Below are 16,784 nucleotides of genomic sequence, written 5' to 3'. Positions count from 1 at the left end.
TTTCCCTGGTCCGAAGTGAGACATCAACAGCCTGTCGGGTCTCGAAAAGCAGCAAGCTTTTGCCACTTCTGTGAAACACACTACACGGACGCCGAGTTGAACGTCCAAACATTTCACGATGTGGTCAGACCACATGAAATATTTGCCAGACGTGATCTTTTAATCACTAAGTTGGATTCATAACCAAAAACCGACGTTGCAAAGTCGGGGAAATGGACTCCGGCACACTATGATGATGAGAGACTAAATATTCGGTGGGACGTTAAATTAGCGAACAGTGAAAGGCGTGGTCTGGTCCGTGCACGTAGTGAGCATCAGCAGCCTCAAGGGTGGCGTGGGAAAAACCTCCGTAACGCTCGGCCTGGCTTCAGCAGCACTTGCCGCCGGCATCCCGACTCTCGTCATTGACTTGGATCCCCACGCGGATGCCAGCACTGGCCTCGGAGTCCGGGCGAATGGAAAGCAGCCAATTGGGCAGATGCTCAAAAACGCTCGCCGAGCCCGCCTGCAAGATCAGGTTGTCGCCAGCGCTTGGCAGTCGAAGGCAGCAGAGAAGAAATCGCGTACTCGCATTCCGGTGCTTGATGTAGCTGTAGGCGACGCCTACACCGGCATTTACGACCGTCCGGACCTGCGAACCAGGGATCTTCGCCGGCTTACCCAGATCCTCAGCCGCACCAGCGGTTATCAGCTGGTGCTGATCGATTGCCCTCCGTCGCTGAATGGCCTGACCCGCATGGCATGGAGCGCTTCGGATCAGTTGTTGCTGGTGGCAGAGCCAAGCCTCTTCTCCGTGGCTGGCACCGAGCGCACACAGCGCGCACTGGATCTTTTCCGTCGTGAATTCGCCCCTTCGCTTGGACCAGTCAAGGTCGTTGCCAACCGGGTTCGCAAGGATTCGGCAGAACACACCTTCCGCTTGGGAGAAATGCGCCAGATGTTTGGTGATTCCATGGTCAAGCCAGAAATCCCAGAGCACCCGGAATGGCAGCAAATTCAGGGTGCCGCCTATTCGGTGCACCATTGGCCTTCAAAGGCCACCGGGCCAATGCTCAACCAGTTTGACGCACTGCTCAAGGAAATCATGTCGACCGCTGGCTCTTCGAATTCCTGACGTTCATCAGACGTCGATCACATAGACTTTGGGCCGGACCACCGATCGGTGGTCCGGCCCAAAGTCTATGCAGCTCTATTTCAGATTGATTAGCCGACGTTGCGCGCGGCCTTGGCAGCACGACGGGCAGCCAGCTCATCTTCGGGCAACGTCTGCTCTGCAGAGCTTTCCGAAGGCAGTTGCGCCAGCGAGCCTTCTACTTCACGCCAGACTCGTCCTACGGCGATGCCGAACACTCCCTGGCCCTTCTGCACAAGATCAATGACCTCATCAGCACTGGTGCACTCGTATACCGAGGCGCCATCGCTCATCAGGGTGATCTGCGCCAGGTCTTCGACCCCGCGTTCCCGCAGGTGCAATACCGCAGCCCGAATCTGTTGCAGAGATACTCCGGTGTCCAGCAGGCGCTTAACGACCTTGAGCACCAAGATATCGCGGAAGGAGTACAACCGGTGGCTGCCGGACCCCTTGGCACCACGAACTGCCGGCTCTACTAAGCCGGTGCGTGCCCAGTAATCAAGTTGGCGGTAGGTGATTCCTGCGGCCCTGCATACGACCGGGCCGCGATAGCCGGCATGCTCATCGAGCTCGGGCAGGTCATCGGTGAAGAGCAGCCCTTGTGTATTGGAATGCTTGATGCCACCGTCGGCCCCATGACGAGGCTCTGTCTGGCGTGACTCCATCCAATTGCTCCTTGCGTATCAGCACGTTTCTAAGCGAGTAATGAGGCGACCAAATTAGAACCGTGCAGATGCGAGCGATGATCACAAAAACAGTTCCTGTTTAATGTCCCTATGCATCGACGGTACGGCCATCTGACCTAATGGTCAAAGACCTTCAAGCTTAACTTTAAGCCGTGTCGCGCAAGCGATTCGAATATCCCAAATGAGAGTCGATAATTCGCTGAATTCAGCAATGCTTCAACTACGAAGAAAAATCTTCGGGATCAATATTGTCCAAAAATTCACGGAACTCACGCAGTTGCTCCTCGGGAGCTTCTTCGCCATCGCTATCCGTCTCGATGGAAACGCCAGCTTCTTCCAATACGTCTTCTGCGCACATAATCGGGCACTTGGCACGAACCGCCAGAGCCACCGCATCGGAAGACCTGGAATCAACGCGCTTGCCATTGGAAAAAACAAGCTCGGCAACGAAAACAGCATTATGCACGGAAACGATTTCAATTCGTTCCAATGTCACGCCCAGCGCTTCAAATACGCTAATCATCAAGTCGTGCGTCATCGGGCGAGGCGGAGTCAGGCCTTGTTCCGACATGGCGATTGCCGATGCTTCAGGCGCTCCGATCCACAATGGCAGGTAGAGATTCTGTTCCGGATATTTAAGCAACAGCAGTGGCTGATTCGCAGGCAGTTGAATGCGAATCCCGGAAAACTCCAGTTCCAGCATGCCGGCCTCCTAGAGTTGTAAATGCCTGTTGAAATTCAGCCTAGCGATCAAGTTGCGAAATAGCACGCTGCACGAGGGCATCGTGAATTTCTAGGCACTGGCGAGAAATTTCTTGCGCTTCTTCGGCGGCCCGGGCCCTTGCCGAAACTTCAGGCTTCTTCAAGTCATTGCCGACGATTGATTCGATCAATGAAAATTCGCGATCAGCTGCGGTACGGAACTGGCGCAAATGCCTGGGCTCAACACCGTGACTCGCGAGTTGCACGGCAGATTGGGTCACCTTGATGCAGCTCGAATCAAAAAGTCCTGCCTGCGCTTCGACGAGTCCAAATTTGAGTAGTTCGTCAACTAGTTCTTCGCTGGCACCTGTCAGCCCCTGCAGCTCTGCTAGTGATACGAGACGGGTCTTGCGCTCTACAGCTTCAGCCATATCGCTATTGACCAATTGCGGAGCGGCTGGTGCTCCCCCAGGCAATGCCTCTGGAGCTTCACCTCGGTCGATGGCATCCAGGTGGTCCTTGATGACCTTCAGAGGCAGGTACTGGTCACGCTGCACGGCGAGGATGAAACGAAGGCGGCTGACGTCCGACGCGGTGTACTTGCGATATCCGGCAGAAGTGCGCTGCGGGATAATCAAGCCCTTGTCCTCCAAGAAGCGGATTTTAGAAGCCGTTACTCTCGGGAACTCATCTTTCAGTTCCGAGAGCACTTCGCCGATATTCAGCGCTGCCTGCCGGACAGGCTCGTGGCGCGATGCCTCGAGTCGTGGGCTGCGGGCTGCGTCAAAGATCGGCAAAGGGTCTACACCTCGGAAGTAAAAATATCTCGACGGACTGGCCGCCGGTGGAAATCTAGAACTCTACCAGTTTAAAGGTTCGGTACGCTCTGGTAGAAATTCAAGCGGAACTTGCCGATCTGCACCTGGACTCCACTGCTCAGCTGAATTTCGTCAATACGGTCGCCGTTGATGTAAGTACCGTTCAGCGAACCAATATCGCTGAGCAGGAAGCTCTCGCCATTTCTGGTGAACTTCGCATGTCGACGCGATACCGTGACATCGTCCAGGAAAATATCCGCGTTGGGATGGCGGCCAGCGATGCTTTCATCGGTATCCAGCAGGAATCGGGCTCCCTTGTTGGGACCCGAGTGAGCAATGAGCAAGGCCGAGCCCGATGGGAGTGCTCGAACCGCGTTCTTCTCATCTTCGCTGAGTGTGTAAATCACTGAAGGCTCTGAAGCCTTGTTCATCGAAGGAAGAGCAATATTGGTCGTCTCGGAGGCAGACTCATTATGCGGGGCAACCGGCCCATGTTCCGACATGTGGGATCCTCCAGAAAATCTTGCTTACAGTTCGTACGCGACGACATTGTGTTCTGATTTGGCATAGTACGCAATACCAAACTATCTACAGATTAGCCTACTCACCACCCAAGTGATAACAGAAATATCGATATTTTCCGATGCGTGGATTTCCTGTCGATCCTTCCACTGCTGAAAGACCATTGATGCGGCCGTCGCTATAGCATCAGTCTTTCGCGGTATAGGGTGGCAGTGCAAGCGTTGACCGGAACTTCGCAGGTGGACAATGACTGAAATACTGATTAAGCGCGCCTATGCGGAACCAGAGGACAAGGACGGCTACCGAATACTGGTTGACCGTTTATGGCCAAGAGGACTTACCAAGTCCAAGCTCAAGTTGGACCAGTGGGCCAAGTCCTTGGCTCCTAGTACCGAGCTCCGCAAGGCGTGGAACCACGACTCGGATCGTTTTGAAGAATTTGCCCGGTTCTACAGGGCCGAGCTAAATCAGAATCCGGCGGTCGACGACTTTCTGGAGCTGATCGAACACCTGCCCACGGTGACTCTGGTTTTTGCCGCTCGCAATGAACAGGCTAATCACGCGATGGTCCTGCGTGAGTATCTGCTTGACCAGTTGAAGCGCCAGTAGTCGGTACGAAACACACACCGTCGGCGCACACGAAGTCCGATTCAACAACTTGCTGAAGGTCAAAACTGAACTCCTGGCTCATTGCACCATCCTTTCAATGAATCATTTCACCGGTCACATGCTTCAACTTGCCGAACCCGCGGAATATTCCTCAGACAGACATCGGGAAACGCAGCAGAGGTAGCGGCCGCTGCCGACCGGACCTCTGCTGCGTTCTGAGGTAGCGGCCTAGATGCGTGGAACCAAGACATCGTCAAAAAAGCCTGCGAGATCCTGAATGGAATCCAACGGCAGAACATGGGACACGTACATATCCGGGCGGACGATGATGATCGCGCCCTCGCGCGAAATCTGGCGCTCTTCGAAAATATCTGACGATTCCCACGCCGCATAGACCTTTTCATAGTCCATGAGTCCCAGCTCGCCAACATTGGGCCGGAAGATTTTCGGAGCGTCATTGATGTTCATCGAGGCGTAATCCTGTTGGTAGATCACCTTCACGTCAAACAGGGAATCAAGATCAGCATCCTGCGGTGTGAAGCGGCGCACCGGGGATTCGTTCGATTCCAATAGCCAATTCGCCAGCGTGGCAACTTTGCCTGGTTCGCCTATTCGGGCTCGATCGGCAAAGACGTAAATTCGATAGCGGCCATCGGCCCGATGGTGGTGCCCCAAGTGCCTTGGACTGGCATCGGCGACCCGCATGACTTCCGAAGATCTGAATCGCTTCCCAATGGGGAATCCTGCCGCCAAGTCCTGGTGCTCGTGGACGGCCGTTAGCACCGAGGGAGCATATTCAGTCATGAAACCAGCGGGGAACTCGGCGGTACGCACGTAGAACTCGGCGGCGCCCTCTTGGCCCTGCAGCGCTTCCGGCGTGGCCGCCATGATGGAGGACCACTGCTTATCAAAGTCGATGAGGTCCCTGGCGATCATCTTTCGCTCTGTTGAATACGTGCGCAGAAGGCTTTGTGGGGACCGACCGGTCAGGACATACCCCAGCTTCCAGGCCAGATTGAACCCGTCCTGCATTGACACGTTCATTCCCTGTCCGGCCTTCGCCGAGTGGGTATGGCAGGCGTCGCCGGTGATGAAGACCCGCGGTTCTCGAATGCAAGTCTCATCCGGCGCAACGTCATCAAAACGATCTGCGAGACGATGCCCGACCTCGTAGACGCTATGCCATGCAATGTCCTTCACATCCAACGTGTAGGGATTCAGAATCGCTTTGGCACGTTGAATGATTTCTTCCAGCGGCGTTTCGCGAACTTTGCCGTTGTCACCTTCGGGGACTTCGCCCAGATCGACGTAGAGCCGGAAGAGCTGGCCGCCTTCACGCGGGATCAGCAAAATTGAACCGGCCCCGGAGTGAATCGCGCATTTGGTTCGAACGTCAGGAAAATCGGTGAGTGCCAAGGTGTCCATAACACCCCATGCGTGGTTCGCTTTGTCTCCAGAAAGCTTTGCTCCGATAGAACGACGGACGTTGCTTCGCGCGCCATCCGCGCCAACAACGTATTTAGCGCGCACCACTCGCTCAAGGCCCGCAGCTTCGCCTCCGCAGGCAAGCAGGGTGACCTTCACTGGATACTCGTGGCCATCTTCAACCACCAGTTCCTTGAACTCCCAGCCGAAATCCGGGGTGATCCGCGCTGGCGAGTTATAGGCATACTCGGCGAAATAATCAATCACGCGGGCTTGGTTGACCACCAGATGCGGAAATTCACTGACACCAGTTGGATCATCCGGGGTGCGGTCGGTGCGCATAATGCATTCCGGGTTTTCCGGGTCGGGATTCCAGAATGTGGTTTCTTTGATGATGTACGCCTCGGAGGTAATGCGTTCGGCAAATCCAAATGCCTGGAATGTCTCAACGGTTCGAGACTGGATGCCGTCGGCTTGTCCAATTTCCAGGCGGCTCGGGCGTCGGTCAATGATTCGCGTGTGCACTTGAGGGAACTGCGAGAGCTGGGCAGCGGCGATGATGCCCGCTGGCCCGGTACCGACAACCAGCACATCCATTTGATCAGGAAGCTGCTTTGGGCGGTCTATTCCCGTACCGGCAGCTGGCTGTTTACGCGGATCAGCGGAAACGTATCCGTTGTGGTGAAACTGCATTGTTCCATTCCCCATTTCTCTAGCAGTGCGATCAAGCATTTCGCTCAAAGTTCTATAAACGAACATAGTAATCATTTATCGCACACTAATCATATACAATCTGTGAGCTCACGCACAAGAAACCTGGCGGCGCCGCGAAATACGGCTGGCTCCGGGCATGGAAAACGCCCCAGCAAACCGCAAAGGTTTGTTGGGGCGTTCGAGCCGCGCCTAGTTGGCGCTGCTCGCAGGCGAAAGCCGATGAGGGCCATCGAGTTGGCAAACTCTACTGAATAACCTGTACGTGACCATCCTGTACCTGCAATCGGTGCAAGGAACCGTGCTCCTTGAGTTTCTGCTGCCATCGCCGATCATGGCTCACGGTGACTACAGTTCCGGGAAAGGCCACCAATGCACCTTCAAGCTGTTCGACCAATGCCGGCGAAATATGGTTCGTGGGCTCGTCCAAGAACAGGATGTGCGCCTGGGAGCTCACAGCGATTGCCAGTTCGAGCCTGCGTCGTTGCCCCACGGACAAGGCCAGGGGGTGGCGCAAGAAGTCCTGGGGCGCAAATAGCCCAAGCTTGGCCAGCACTTCGGCGGCATCTTCAACGTATTGATCTGTCGCCAGCGCAAAGGCTTCGATCAGGCTCTGCCCCGGCACCTCGCCGAGTTCCTGCCGCAGCCAGGCACAGCGCAATGGCTGGGTCAATTGAACCCGGCCCCTGTCATAGGACAATTCGCCGGCCAGCATTTTGAGCAGCGTCGTTTTCCCGGCCCCGTTCGGTCCGGTCACCATCCAGCGTTCGCCGAGCTTGATCTCGAACGATCCGGTGCGCAGCGCCGGCAGTTCCGAGCGTTGGGCCTTTTCCACGCGGATCAAGGTCTTGGCGGTTTCTGGAACGGTGGCGCCTGCCGGCATGGAAAATTCAAGTTCAGCGGCTGGTTTGGGCGCCGGACTGGCTTCCAGCTCTTCGATCCGCGACTTGGCCTGGCGGATTTTGGAGGCCGACCCGTGGCTCCGTTCCCGTAGACGGAAATTGCCGTGCCCAAAGCCAGCCTTTTCCATTTTTCGTGGAATCGCCGCGGCACGCGCCACGTTCTTCTCCACCAGCTTCCGCGAATGCTCCATTTCAGCCACCCAGGTGGCATAGGCTTCCTGAGCCGCGATCCGTTCCTGCTCCTTGGCATGGAGGTAGCCATCGTATCCATTGCCATATCGGCTCAGTTGCCCAACATGGACTTCGAGGATCGAACGTGCAAAGCGCTTGAGGAACATGCGGTCGTGAGTGATCAGCACCAAAGCCCCTCGGTGCCTGTCCATACTGCGTTCCAGCCAGGCCAACGCAGCCTCATCAAGATCATTGGTCGGTTCATCAAGCAACAGCAGCTGCGCGCCAGAACACAGCACGCAAGCCAATGCGAGCCGGGATCGCTGGCCACCGGACAGGCGCGAGACTCCGCGCTCTCGATCCAGCTCCCCCAATCCAAGTTGTTGCAGGGCGCTGTCCAGCCGCTGGGCCAGGGTATAGCCGTCGGCCGCTTCGTAGATATCAGTCACCTGTTGCAGCTGGGCCAACAGGCGTTCAGCAGCAGGGCCCTGTGCACCTTGGAGCTTCAGGCTGATGATCCGCATCAGATTCTCCAGCTCGCGAAAGCGGGCATGATACGAGTCGATGACTTGCTGAATGCTCATCGAAGCGGCGAAGCGCGGATTCTGCGCGGCATAGGCCACGCCGCCCGGGGCGTTGATGTGCCGTTCCCCTCGCTCGACCTCCAAGTTTCCAGCGATGACACGCATCAGCGTGGACTTGCCTGATCCGTTATCCCCGAGCACAGCTAGCCGCTCCTTGCCGGAAATCGACAAATCGCAGTCGACCAACACGTCGCGTTCGCCAAAGCTGACACTGAGGCTTCGAAGGGAAACGATGTAGTCAGGGCCGTGCTCGGGATTCTCGAGCGCTGGCTGGCGCTGATCATGTGGATGGGTCATGGGATATTCCTGCCTGACGCCAACGGCCCACCAGAGTACTTTCCGGAGGCTGGCGAAGATTGGGCATCACAATGATGCAAAAGAGAAGAGAGGGAAGGTGCGGCGTGCAATCGCCTGCTGCCTGGAGGAATCAGATCCCGGAAATTATCGTGCCCATCTTTCAAGGCTAGGCCTCTTGCCTGGAGCTGGCAAGAATTTTTGTGGCTAGAGCTCGATGGTTCCGCTGATCAATATCGAGGTAGCGCCGCCAACCCAGAGCTGATTGCCGGCCACGCTCACATGCACTTGGCCGTCGCGGCCAGCCTTTGCGCCTTGGCAGTTGACCAGTGGCGCACTGGCATATCCAGCGTCGATCAGCCATTGGGTTCCGGCACCGTTCAGGCTTCCAGTCACCGGGTCTTCGCGCAATGCCCCGTCTTCTATGGTCAACGCCCGGACTTCAAACTTTTCTGGCCATCGCTCCTGTGGCAGGGCACCGAAGACCCCGATCTTCCATCGGCCTGGCCGCTGCGGAATTTTCGGAACAATATCCAGGACCTGTTCCGAATTTTCCAGCAGTATCCCGGCCCACCCAGGCCCGTTGTCAACCCATTGGGCGTCCTTGACTGCGGCTGGATCAATGTCCAGAATCCCTACAAGTTCCGCTAGTTCCCCGGGCTCCAGCTCGCCGGAGCGAATGGCAGGCGGAGAAGCGAAGGAAAGCAAGTTCCCATCAATGTTGATGGGCACCAATCCAGCGCCGCACTGCGCGACGAGCTGGCGCGGATTGCGTGGCACTCCCCCTGCTTCCAGCCAAGCACGGGCGGTGCCGAGGGCAGGATGCCCGGCGAAACGGTACTCGTGCTGCCGGGCGAAAATGCGGAATCGGAAATCTGCCTGCTGTTCGGTGGCCGGCAGGACATAAGTGACTTCGGAAAGATTGGACCAGAGCGAATAATCTTGCATCGCTTCCTTCTGCAAGTCCTGTCCGTCAAGCACCACGCCCAGCGGGTTGCCCTTGTAGGGAGTGTCGCTGAAAACATCAACCTGGTAGAACCGACGCTGCATGGGGCTGGCCTTCCGAACTAGTTCCCGAATGCGCAAAACCCCGCCGAGACTGGTCTCGGCGGGGTTGCGCTATTTGGTCGGGCTAGCGGGATTTGAACCCACGGCCTCCTCACCCCCAGTGAGGCGCGCTACCAAGCTGCGCCATAGCCCGATGCCTCCGCAGCCGTTATCCCCGAGTCGTGAGAACCAAGGGTGCCGTCTGCAAAAGCTCCGTTATTACCCTACACCAAGTGAAGGGCTAATTTCGAACTCTAGCGCTTGCGACCGCGTCGTTCGCGGATTCGCATCGATACTTCGATCGGCGTTCCTTCAAATCCGAAGGTCTCGCGCAGGCGGCGCGTGATGAATCGGCGGTAGCCAGGATCGAGGAATCCGGTGGTGAACAGCACAAAGCGCGGCGGGCGGGCCGAGGCCTGGGTGCCGAAGAGGATGCGTGGCTGCTTGCCGCCGCGGACCGGGTGCGGGTGGGCTGCAACCAGTTCGCCGAGGAAGGCGTTGAGCTTTCCGGTGGGAATGCGCTTGTCCCACGAGTCCAGGGCGGTGTTCAGCGCGGGGACCAGCTTGTCCTTGTGCCATCCGGTTTTAGCCGAAATGTTCACCCGCGGGGCCCATTCGATGTGCGCGAGGTCGCGGTCGATTTCCTGGTCCAGGTAGTAGCGGCGGTCCTCGTCCACCTCGTCCCACTTGTTGTACACGATGACCATCGCGCGGCCGGCCTCGATGGCCAGCTGGATGATGCGCACATCCTGCTCGGAAACGATCTCGTTGGCGGCCAGCAGGATCACTGCGACCTCGGCCTTTTCCAGCGCAGTCTGGGTGCGCAGGGATGCGTAGTAATCCGAGCCCACAGCCATGTGCTGGCGGCGGCGGATGCCTGCGGTATCGACAAAGCGCCAGATGTTTCCGCCGAGCTCGATCAGTTCGTCAACCGGGTCGCGGGTGGTGCCGGCGTAGTCGTCGACTACTACGCGCTCGGAACCAGCCAGCTTGTTCAGCAGCGAGGACTTGCCCACGTTGGGGCGTCCGATCAGGGCCACGCGGCGAGGTCCACCGGAAGGAATCAAGCCGCCAAAGGCGGAATGCTCAGGCAGCTTCTCCATGACGGCATCCAGCAGGTCCGCGGTGCCGCGGCCGTGCAGCGCCGAGACCGGCCAGGGCTGGCCGAAGCCCAAGCCCCAGAGCATGGCCGCTTCGGCTTCCTGGTTGAAGTCGTCCACCTTGTTGGCAACCAGAAAGACCGGCTTGCCCTTCTTGCGCAGCATCTTGACCACGGCCTCATCGGTCGCGGTGGCGCCAACATGCGAGTCCACCACAAAGAGGATCGCATCGGCGACATCGGCGGCAATTTCCGCCTGGTCAGCCACCGAAGCGTGGATGCCCTTGGCATCGTGCTCCCAGCCACCGGTATCAACGATGGTGAAGGGGCGGCCCATCCACTCGGCAGAGTAGGACACGCGGTCGCGGGTCACGCCCGGGGTGTCTTCCACCACGGCTTCGCGGCGGCCCAGGATGCGGTTGACCAGGGTGGACTTGCCCACGTTGGGGCGGCCGATCACGGCGAGCACCGGTGGAATGACCACATCGGCGTCGTCGTCATCAAAGTCGTCCAGACCGGCGAGCAGGGCCGAGTCTTCCTCGTCCAGTTCGTAGTCTTCCAGTCCGCTGAGCAAAGCCTGCGCGCGGATGGCGGCTTCTTCCTCGCTCAGTTCGGCCAGGCGCTCGGCGATATCGTCGTCTCCAACGGGGATGTATTCCTCGTCGTGGGTGGAGTTGTTCTCGCTCATGATTTTCCCTTCACAGCGATCGTAATCTTCATCGGCTCTCGCCGAGGATGGGCACCAGCTTGTGGCTAGTTTTTCGTTGCAGTACTGATTGCGTCAAGCACCGCGGCGATGGTTTGTTCAAAATCCAGGTCCGAAGAATCCACGGTCATCACGCCGTCGGCAGCCTTGGTGAAGTTCACCACCGTGGAGTCCTTCGCGTCGCGAGCCAGCACCTGGTTGGCCAGCTGCGAATCGTTCTGCGTGCCGCCCAGCTGCAATCCGCGGCGGCGCAGCCGGGCCTCTTCCGAGGCGGTGAGCAGGATGCGGGCGTCGGCATCCGGGGCCACCACGGTGGTGATGTCGCGGCCTTCGGCAACAATGCGGAGGTTGGCCTTGATGATTTCCTGCTGGCGGCGCACCAGTTCGGCACGCGCGTCCAGGTTGGTGGCCACGGTGGAGACCTGTTCGGAAATGCGCGGCTCGCGGATCGCGGCGGTGACATCCACGCCGCCGATCTCTACCAGCTCGGCGTCCGGATCCACCGAGATTTCCAGCTGGGCATCGCGCACGGCCTGGGCAATGGCGTTGGCGTCCGACAGGTCCGTTCCGTCAGCGAGCACCGAGTAGGTGATGGCGCGGTACATGGCGCCGGTGTCCAGGTAGGCTGCGCCCAGTTCGCGGGCGACGGCCTTGGAGACCGAGGACTTGCCCGAGCCGCTGGGGCCGTCGATGGCGATGACGAGCTGGTCGTTGTTCAAGGTGCTCACTGGGCTACTTTCCATCCGTTCTTGGTCAATACGTCAATCAGTTCGTCCCGGCGTCCGGGAACCACCGAAACATCCACCATGCCGACCTGATGGCCAGCAGAGTGCTCCATGCGCAAATCTTCAATATTAATGCCCGCTTCGCCGATTTCGGCCAGCAACCGGGCGATCTGCCCCGGCCGGTCATCCACCAGCACCGTGACCAGGGCAAAGGCCTGCGGCGGGGCGCCGTGCTTGCCCGGGATCCGGGCCTTGCCGGCGTTGCCTTCGGTCATCAGCTGGGAGAGATCCAGCAGGGCCCCGGGGCCCTGCGGGTTCTGCAGGGTGTTGATCAGCCGGTCCAGGTCTTCTTTCATCCCGGTCAAGATCGGCACCAGCGCCTCGGCGTTGTGCGAGAAGATCTGGATCCAGAGCTTCTCGTCACTGGCGGCGATGCGCGTGGTGTCCCGCAATCCGTTGCCGGCCAGGGCCAGCTGGTGCGCTTCGGCATTGAGCAGGCGCGAGGCGATCATCGAGCTGGCCGCCTGCGGGAAGTGGCTGATGAGGGCCACCGACTGGTCATGGTCGGCCACCGACATCCGGTGCATCGTGGCGCCAAGGTCGATGGCCAGTGCTTCAGCCACCTTCACCCGTGCCGGATCCGCGCCGCCATGGGCGCAGATGACCCACGGCATCGAGGTGAACAGCTCGCCGCGGGCTGCGGCCGGGCCGGACTTTTCGCGTCCGGCCATCGGGTGCGTGCCCACATAGCGGGAGGTTTCGGCCTCGCCCAGTCGAGCATCGGCCAGCACTGCCGAAAGGATCGAGCCCTTGACGCTGGCGATATCCACCACGGTGGCATTGGGGTAGGCCAGCAGGGCGTCGGCCACCAGGGCGGCGGTGACATCCGGCGGAGCGCCGATCACCACAAGCTCCGGGGCAATGGCGCGCTGTTCAAGCAGGGCGCCGGCCCCGATGTCCTGGGCAACCCCAGCGGCCGTCGGGGAAACATCTGCAAGATAGACCGGCACGCCTTTGGCGCGCAAGCCCAATCCCACCGAGGTGCCCAGCAGCCCGGTGCCGATGACCAGAACTGGGCCGGCAAGGTGAGAGGACAGCATGGGCTACATCCCCACCATGGCCATCAGATGCCCGACTTCCTGGTTGCCCAGGGAGCGGATGGTGCCCTGTTTCTGGTCGCCGAGCAGGATCGGTCCCACGGCGACACGCACCAGGCGCTGGACCGGGTGGCCCACGGCGTCGAACATGCGGCGCACAATGCGGTTGCGGCCCGAGTGCAAGGTGACCTCGACCATGACATGCTTCGGGGTGGTGGCGATGATCTTCAGGTCATCGACCTTGATCCAGCCGTCTTCCAGCTTGATGCCCTCGCGCAGCTGGTTGCTCACCGCGCGTGGCAATGGCCCAGGAATCTGCACCAGGTAGGTCTTGGGGACCTCGTACTTCGGGTGCTGCAGGCGGTTGGCCAGCTCCCCGTCGTTGGTCAGGATCAGCACGCCCTCGGTCTTGTAGTCCAGGCGTCCGACGTGGAACAGGCGCAGCGAGTGGTGCTCGTTCTTGAAGTAGTCGGCGATGGTGCGGCGGCCCTCGGGGTCATCCATCGTGCACATCACGTGCTTCGGCTTGTTGAAGACGAAGTAGCGGTTGGCCTGGTTCGTCTGGATGCGCATGCCGTCGACGTGGATGGAATCCTTGGCAGGATCCACGCGGGAGCCCAGCTCGACCACCAGGTTGCCGTTGACCTCGACGCGGCCTTCGAGGATCATTTCCTCGCAGACGCGGCGCGATGCGACGCCGGCGTTGGCCATGGCCTTCTGCAGGCGGATGCCGTCCTGCTGCTCGCCGTTGATTTCGCGGGAGGCCTGGCTCTCGGCACGGGCCTGGGCGCGGGCGCGCTGGGTCGGGCGCGCGTAGTTGGTGGGCACGGAGTTGCCGAAGCGCTCCTTGCCGAAGGCGCGCTCGGAATTCTTGCGCGGGGCCGAGGTGTTGCGCTTGGCCGAATTCGACTTGGCGCCCGGCTTGCCCGAGGCCGACTTGTCATGGGGCTTCTCGCCGAAGGACTTGCCGCCCTGCTGCTTGCCGCGTCCGCCTGCTGGCTTGCCGCCAAAATTGGAATTGTTGCCGCGTGGTGTGCGGCCGGAGGATGATCCCCTGCTCATGCTTCGCTATGTCCCTTGCTGTTGCGTTTCACTGCGCGGGCCCATGGATTTGGGGCTTCACGCGTGGTTAGTCCGTTGTAGCCGCCAGCTGGCTGCTACTTAGTCGTCGTAGGTTGCCGAATCGAGCGATTCAAGATCGGCCACCCCAGGAAGATACGGGGATAGCGCAGGCAACTCATCTAGCGAGCCCAATCCCAGTCGTTCCAGGAAGTATTCAGTGGTCTGGTACAGCGTTGCACCGCCATCGCCAGTTTCCGGATACTCCGTGATCAATCCGCGGGTGAGCAATGTGCGCACCACAGAATCGACGTTTACACCTCGAATCGCCGAAATACGTCCACGCGAGACCGGCTGACGGTAAGCGATGACAGCCAGGGTTTCCAAGGCGGCCTGCGACAAGCGCGCGCTCTGCCCGTCGAGCACAAAGCTGGAGACGAAATCGGCGTAATCGCTGCGCGTATAGAAACGCCACCCGGAGGCGACACGACGCAGTTCAAATCCGCGCGGGCGATCCTTTCCATCATACTCGGTTGCCAGTTTCTCCAAAGCTTCGGCAACTCGCGCTGCCGGCACCTGGAAGATTTCGGCCAAACGCCCCGAGCTGACGGGGATATCCGCGACCATGAGCACCGCTTCCAGGCCCGATTCCAGGCCTCCTGGCAGCTGGTCAATGGGTGCAATCTCACTCATGATTCACCTCACCACCGCTCCCCTCATACTCGTCTTGTACTGCTTGGGCATCGAAGGAGGACTCCGAAGCCAGGGCGATCCGCAGCGGGCCGAGCGGGTCTTCTTGCTCAAAGCTGATCGCTCGTTGCCGGAACATCTCCAACAATGCCAGAAAACGCACCACAACCACCAGATGAACTGAAGCGTCGGCGACCAGTTCGCGGAAGTCCAGCGGTCCGCGCTCCTGCAGCAGGGCGGTGATGGACTCGGCTTCATCGGCAATCGTGACATTGGCCCCATGCAAGTGGCCGATTCCCACCTCGGTGATCGGCTCCGGCTTCGGCGCCAAAGCGCTGGCCGCCAAGGCTGCCAGGGCGTCGGGGCCAATGCTGAAAATCAATTCAGGCAGCAGGGAGGCAAACTGCGGTTCCAGGGAGACCTCGCGCGGATGGCGCGAACCTTCAGCCTCGTAGCGCTCGCCCAGGAATTCGGCGGCCTGCTTGAACGCCTTGTACTGCAATAGCCGGGCAAAGAGCAGGTCCCTGGCTTCGAGCAGCTCGAAGTCCTCTTCATCAGCCATTTCCCCGCGCGGCAGCAAGCGGGCCGCTTTCAGATCCAGCAGGGTGGAGGCAACCACCAGGAATTCGGTGGTCTCATCGAGCACCTTCATCCCGTCATTGCCTTCGGCGACGCTGGCCTGCAGCTCACGCAGGTAGGCAATGAATTCGTCGGTCACTTCCGCCAAGGCCACTTCGGTGATGTCCAGCTCGCGCTGGGTGATCAGGTGCAGAAGCACGTCAAAGGGCCCGTTGAAATTGTCCAGGGCAAGGCGAAAACCGCCAGACGATTCCTGCTCAGCTGCTGCTGGCTCGGCGGAATCGTTGGCGGTTTGCTCGGTGAGCGTGGTGCTCATTACGGGGCGCCACCGCGCCAAATCAATTCGCGCGCCAGATTGCGGTAGGCCTCGGCACCGGGGTGGTTGGCCGCATAGGTGGTAATCGGCTCGGCAGCCACGTTGGCATCGGCGAATTTAATGGTTCGCTTGATCACCGTTTCAAAGAGCTTGTCGCCGAAGGCCTCGTCCAGGCGGGTGATCACTTCGCGGCTGTGCAGGGTGCGCGCGTCGTACATGGTGGCCACCACGCCGTCGAGCTCCAAGACCTGGTTCAGCCGGTCCTTGACCTTGTCGATGGTTTCCATCAGCAGGGCCACGGCACGCAGGGCGAAAAATTCTGCAGTCAACGGGATGATCACGCCATGGGCTGCGGTCAGCGCATTGATGGTCAGCAGGCCCAGCGATGGCTGGCAGTCGATCAGCACTACGTCGTAGTCGTCGATCACGTGGCGCAGCGCGCGCTCGAGAACCTGCTCGCGCGCGACCTCGTTGACCAGTTGCACTTCAGCGGCCGACAGGTCGATGTTCGCTGGCAACAGGTCGATGTTTTCCACATCGGTGTGCAAGATCGCGTCCGTGATTTTCACCTGGCGGTCCATCAGCACGTTGTAGACGGTGATGTCCATTTCATGCGGGTTGGTGCCGAAGCCGGCGGACAATGCGCCCTGCGGGTCGAAGTCCACCAGCAGCACCTTGCGGCCGTACTCGGCGAGCGCCGCGGCCAGGTTGATGGTGGAGGTGGTCTTGCCGACGCCACCCTTCTGGTTCACCATGGCGATCACGCGTGCTGGGCCGTGCGAAGGCAACGGTGCTGGCACCGGGAAATCTGTCAATGGCTTGCCAGTTGGACCCATCGGACGAGGCTCCTTGAGCATCCCCGCCCCGCGGTGCTTATTTCCCTGTTCCTCGCTCACGATGGGTAAACCAC

Annotated in this window: 16 protein-coding genes and 1 tRNA gene; 2 read left to right on the top strand and 15 right to left on the bottom strand. The window is 59.6% G+C overall.

Annotated features, from left to right (window positions below):
• Nucleotides 1-298: 298 nt before the first annotated feature.
• A complete protein-coding gene (locus tag AOZ07_RS06300) occupies nt 299-1,114 on the top strand; it encodes a ParA family protein (RefSeq protein WP_060703336.1) in 816 nt (271 codons plus the stop codon).
• An 89-nt stretch (nt 1,115-1,203) separates the two neighbouring features.
• Here AOZ07_RS06300 and AOZ07_RS06295 read toward each other — a convergent pair whose 3' ends face one another.
• The 4 genes from AOZ07_RS06295 to AOZ07_RS06280 all read right to left on the bottom strand — a co-directional run bounded on the left by AOZ07_RS06295 (nt 1,204) and on the right by AOZ07_RS06280 (nt 3,841).
• On the bottom strand, nt 1,204-1,797 hold the full coding sequence (locus tag AOZ07_RS06295) for a MerR family transcriptional regulator (protein WP_060701224.1): 594 nt from the start codon (nt 1,795-1,797) through the stop codon (nt 1,204-1,206).
• Between the two features lie 241 nt (nt 1,798-2,038).
• Nucleotides 2,039-2,521 carry a bifunctional nuclease family protein gene (locus AOZ07_RS06290; protein ID WP_060701222.1) on the bottom strand — a complete coding sequence of 161 codons (483 nt, stop codon included), beginning with the start codon at nt 2,519-2,521 and terminating at the stop codon, nt 2,039-2,041.
• A 40-nt stretch (nt 2,522-2,561) separates the two neighbouring features.
• A complete protein-coding gene (gene ftsR, locus AOZ07_RS06285; RefSeq protein WP_084793154.1) occupies nt 2,562-3,317 on the bottom strand; it encodes a transcriptional regulator FtsR in 756 nt (251 codons plus the stop codon).
• A 71-nt stretch (nt 3,318-3,388) separates the two neighbouring features.
• Nucleotides 3,389-3,841: an FHA domain-containing protein gene (locus AOZ07_RS06280; RefSeq protein WP_060701220.1), complete on the bottom strand. Its 453-nt coding sequence runs from the start codon at nt 3,839-3,841 to the stop codon at nt 3,389-3,391.
• Between the two features lie 265 nt (nt 3,842-4,106).
• On the opposite strand from AOZ07_RS06280, the gene AOZ07_RS06275 reads away from it, so the two are divergent.
• On the top strand, nt 4,107-4,469 hold the full coding sequence (locus tag AOZ07_RS06275) for a DUF488 domain-containing protein (protein WP_060701217.1): 363 nt from the start codon (nt 4,107-4,109) through the stop codon (nt 4,467-4,469).
• 228 nt (nt 4,470-4,697) lie between these two features.
• Here AOZ07_RS06275 and AOZ07_RS06270 read toward each other — a convergent pair whose 3' ends face one another.
• The 11 genes from AOZ07_RS06270 to AOZ07_RS06220 all read right to left on the bottom strand — a co-directional run bounded on the left by AOZ07_RS06270 (nt 4,698) and on the right by AOZ07_RS06220 (nt 16,770).
• The gene (locus tag AOZ07_RS06270; protein WP_060701216.1) at nt 4,698-6,587 is read right to left on the bottom strand and encodes an FAD-dependent monooxygenase; all 1,890 of its coding nucleotides are present in this window, start codon (nt 6,585-6,587) and stop codon (nt 4,698-4,700) included.
• 265 nt (nt 6,588-6,852) lie between these two features.
• A complete protein-coding gene (locus AOZ07_RS06265) occupies nt 6,853-8,559 on the bottom strand; it encodes an ABC-F family ATP-binding cassette domain-containing protein (RefSeq protein ID WP_060701215.1) in 1,707 nt (568 codons plus the stop codon).
• A gap of 204 nt (nt 8,560-8,763) precedes the next feature.
• Nucleotides 8,764-9,606 (bottom strand): PhzF family phenazine biosynthesis protein, encoded by an 843-nt coding sequence (locus AOZ07_RS06260; RefSeq protein ID WP_060701212.1) that lies wholly within the window; start codon nt 9,604-9,606, stop codon nt 8,764-8,766.
• A 74-nt stretch (nt 9,607-9,680) separates the two neighbouring features.
• Nucleotides 9,681-9,757, bottom strand: a tRNA-Pro gene (locus AOZ07_RS06255).
• A 100-nt stretch (nt 9,758-9,857) separates the two neighbouring features.
• Nucleotides 9,858-11,390: a ribosome biogenesis GTPase Der gene (gene der, locus AOZ07_RS06250; RefSeq protein WP_060701211.1), complete on the bottom strand. Its 1,533-nt coding sequence runs from the start codon at nt 11,388-11,390 to the stop codon at nt 9,858-9,860.
• A 65-nt stretch (nt 11,391-11,455) separates the two neighbouring features.
• Nucleotides 11,456-12,166 (bottom strand): (d)CMP kinase, encoded by a 711-nt coding sequence (gene cmk, locus AOZ07_RS06245; protein ID WP_417935218.1) that lies wholly within the window; start codon nt 12,164-12,166, stop codon nt 11,456-11,458.
• Nucleotides 12,133-13,233, bottom strand: coding sequence for a prephenate dehydrogenase (locus AOZ07_RS06240; RefSeq protein WP_060701207.1), 1,101 nt, complete (start codon nt 13,231-13,233; stop codon nt 12,133-12,135). The genes cmk and AOZ07_RS06240 overlap by 34 nt, the downstream gene beginning before the upstream one ends.
• Before the next feature lie 3 nt (nt 13,234-13,236).
• Nucleotides 13,237-14,292, bottom strand: a complete 1,056-nt coding sequence (locus AOZ07_RS06235) for a pseudouridine synthase (protein WP_060701206.1) — start codon at nt 14,290-14,292, stop codon at nt 13,237-13,239.
• A 99-nt stretch (nt 14,293-14,391) separates the two neighbouring features.
• On the bottom strand, nt 14,392-14,982 hold the full coding sequence (gene scpB / locus AOZ07_RS06230; RefSeq protein ID WP_060701205.1) for an SMC-Scp complex subunit ScpB: 591 nt from the start codon (nt 14,980-14,982) through the stop codon (nt 14,392-14,394).
• A complete protein-coding gene (locus tag AOZ07_RS06225) occupies nt 14,975-15,874 on the bottom strand; it encodes a segregation and condensation protein A (RefSeq protein WP_060701203.1) in 900 nt (299 codons plus the stop codon). Before AOZ07_RS06225 ends, scpB begins: the two co-directional genes overlap by 8 nt.
• Entirely contained in the window at nt 15,874-16,770 is an 897-nt protein-coding gene (locus AOZ07_RS06220; RefSeq protein ID WP_060701201.1) for a ParA family protein, read from the bottom strand. The genes AOZ07_RS06225 and AOZ07_RS06220 overlap by 1 nt, the downstream gene beginning before the upstream one ends.
• Nucleotides 16,771-16,784 lie beyond the last annotated feature (14 nt).

Source organism: Glutamicibacter halophytocola (assembly GCF_001302565.1).
In the GTDB taxonomy this organism is placed as follows: Bacteria; Actinomycetota; Actinomycetes; order Actinomycetales; family Micrococcaceae; genus Glutamicibacter; species Glutamicibacter halophytocola.
Note: the sequence above shows the minus strand (reverse complement) of the source record. Positions and strands in the feature narration are given on the sequence as shown.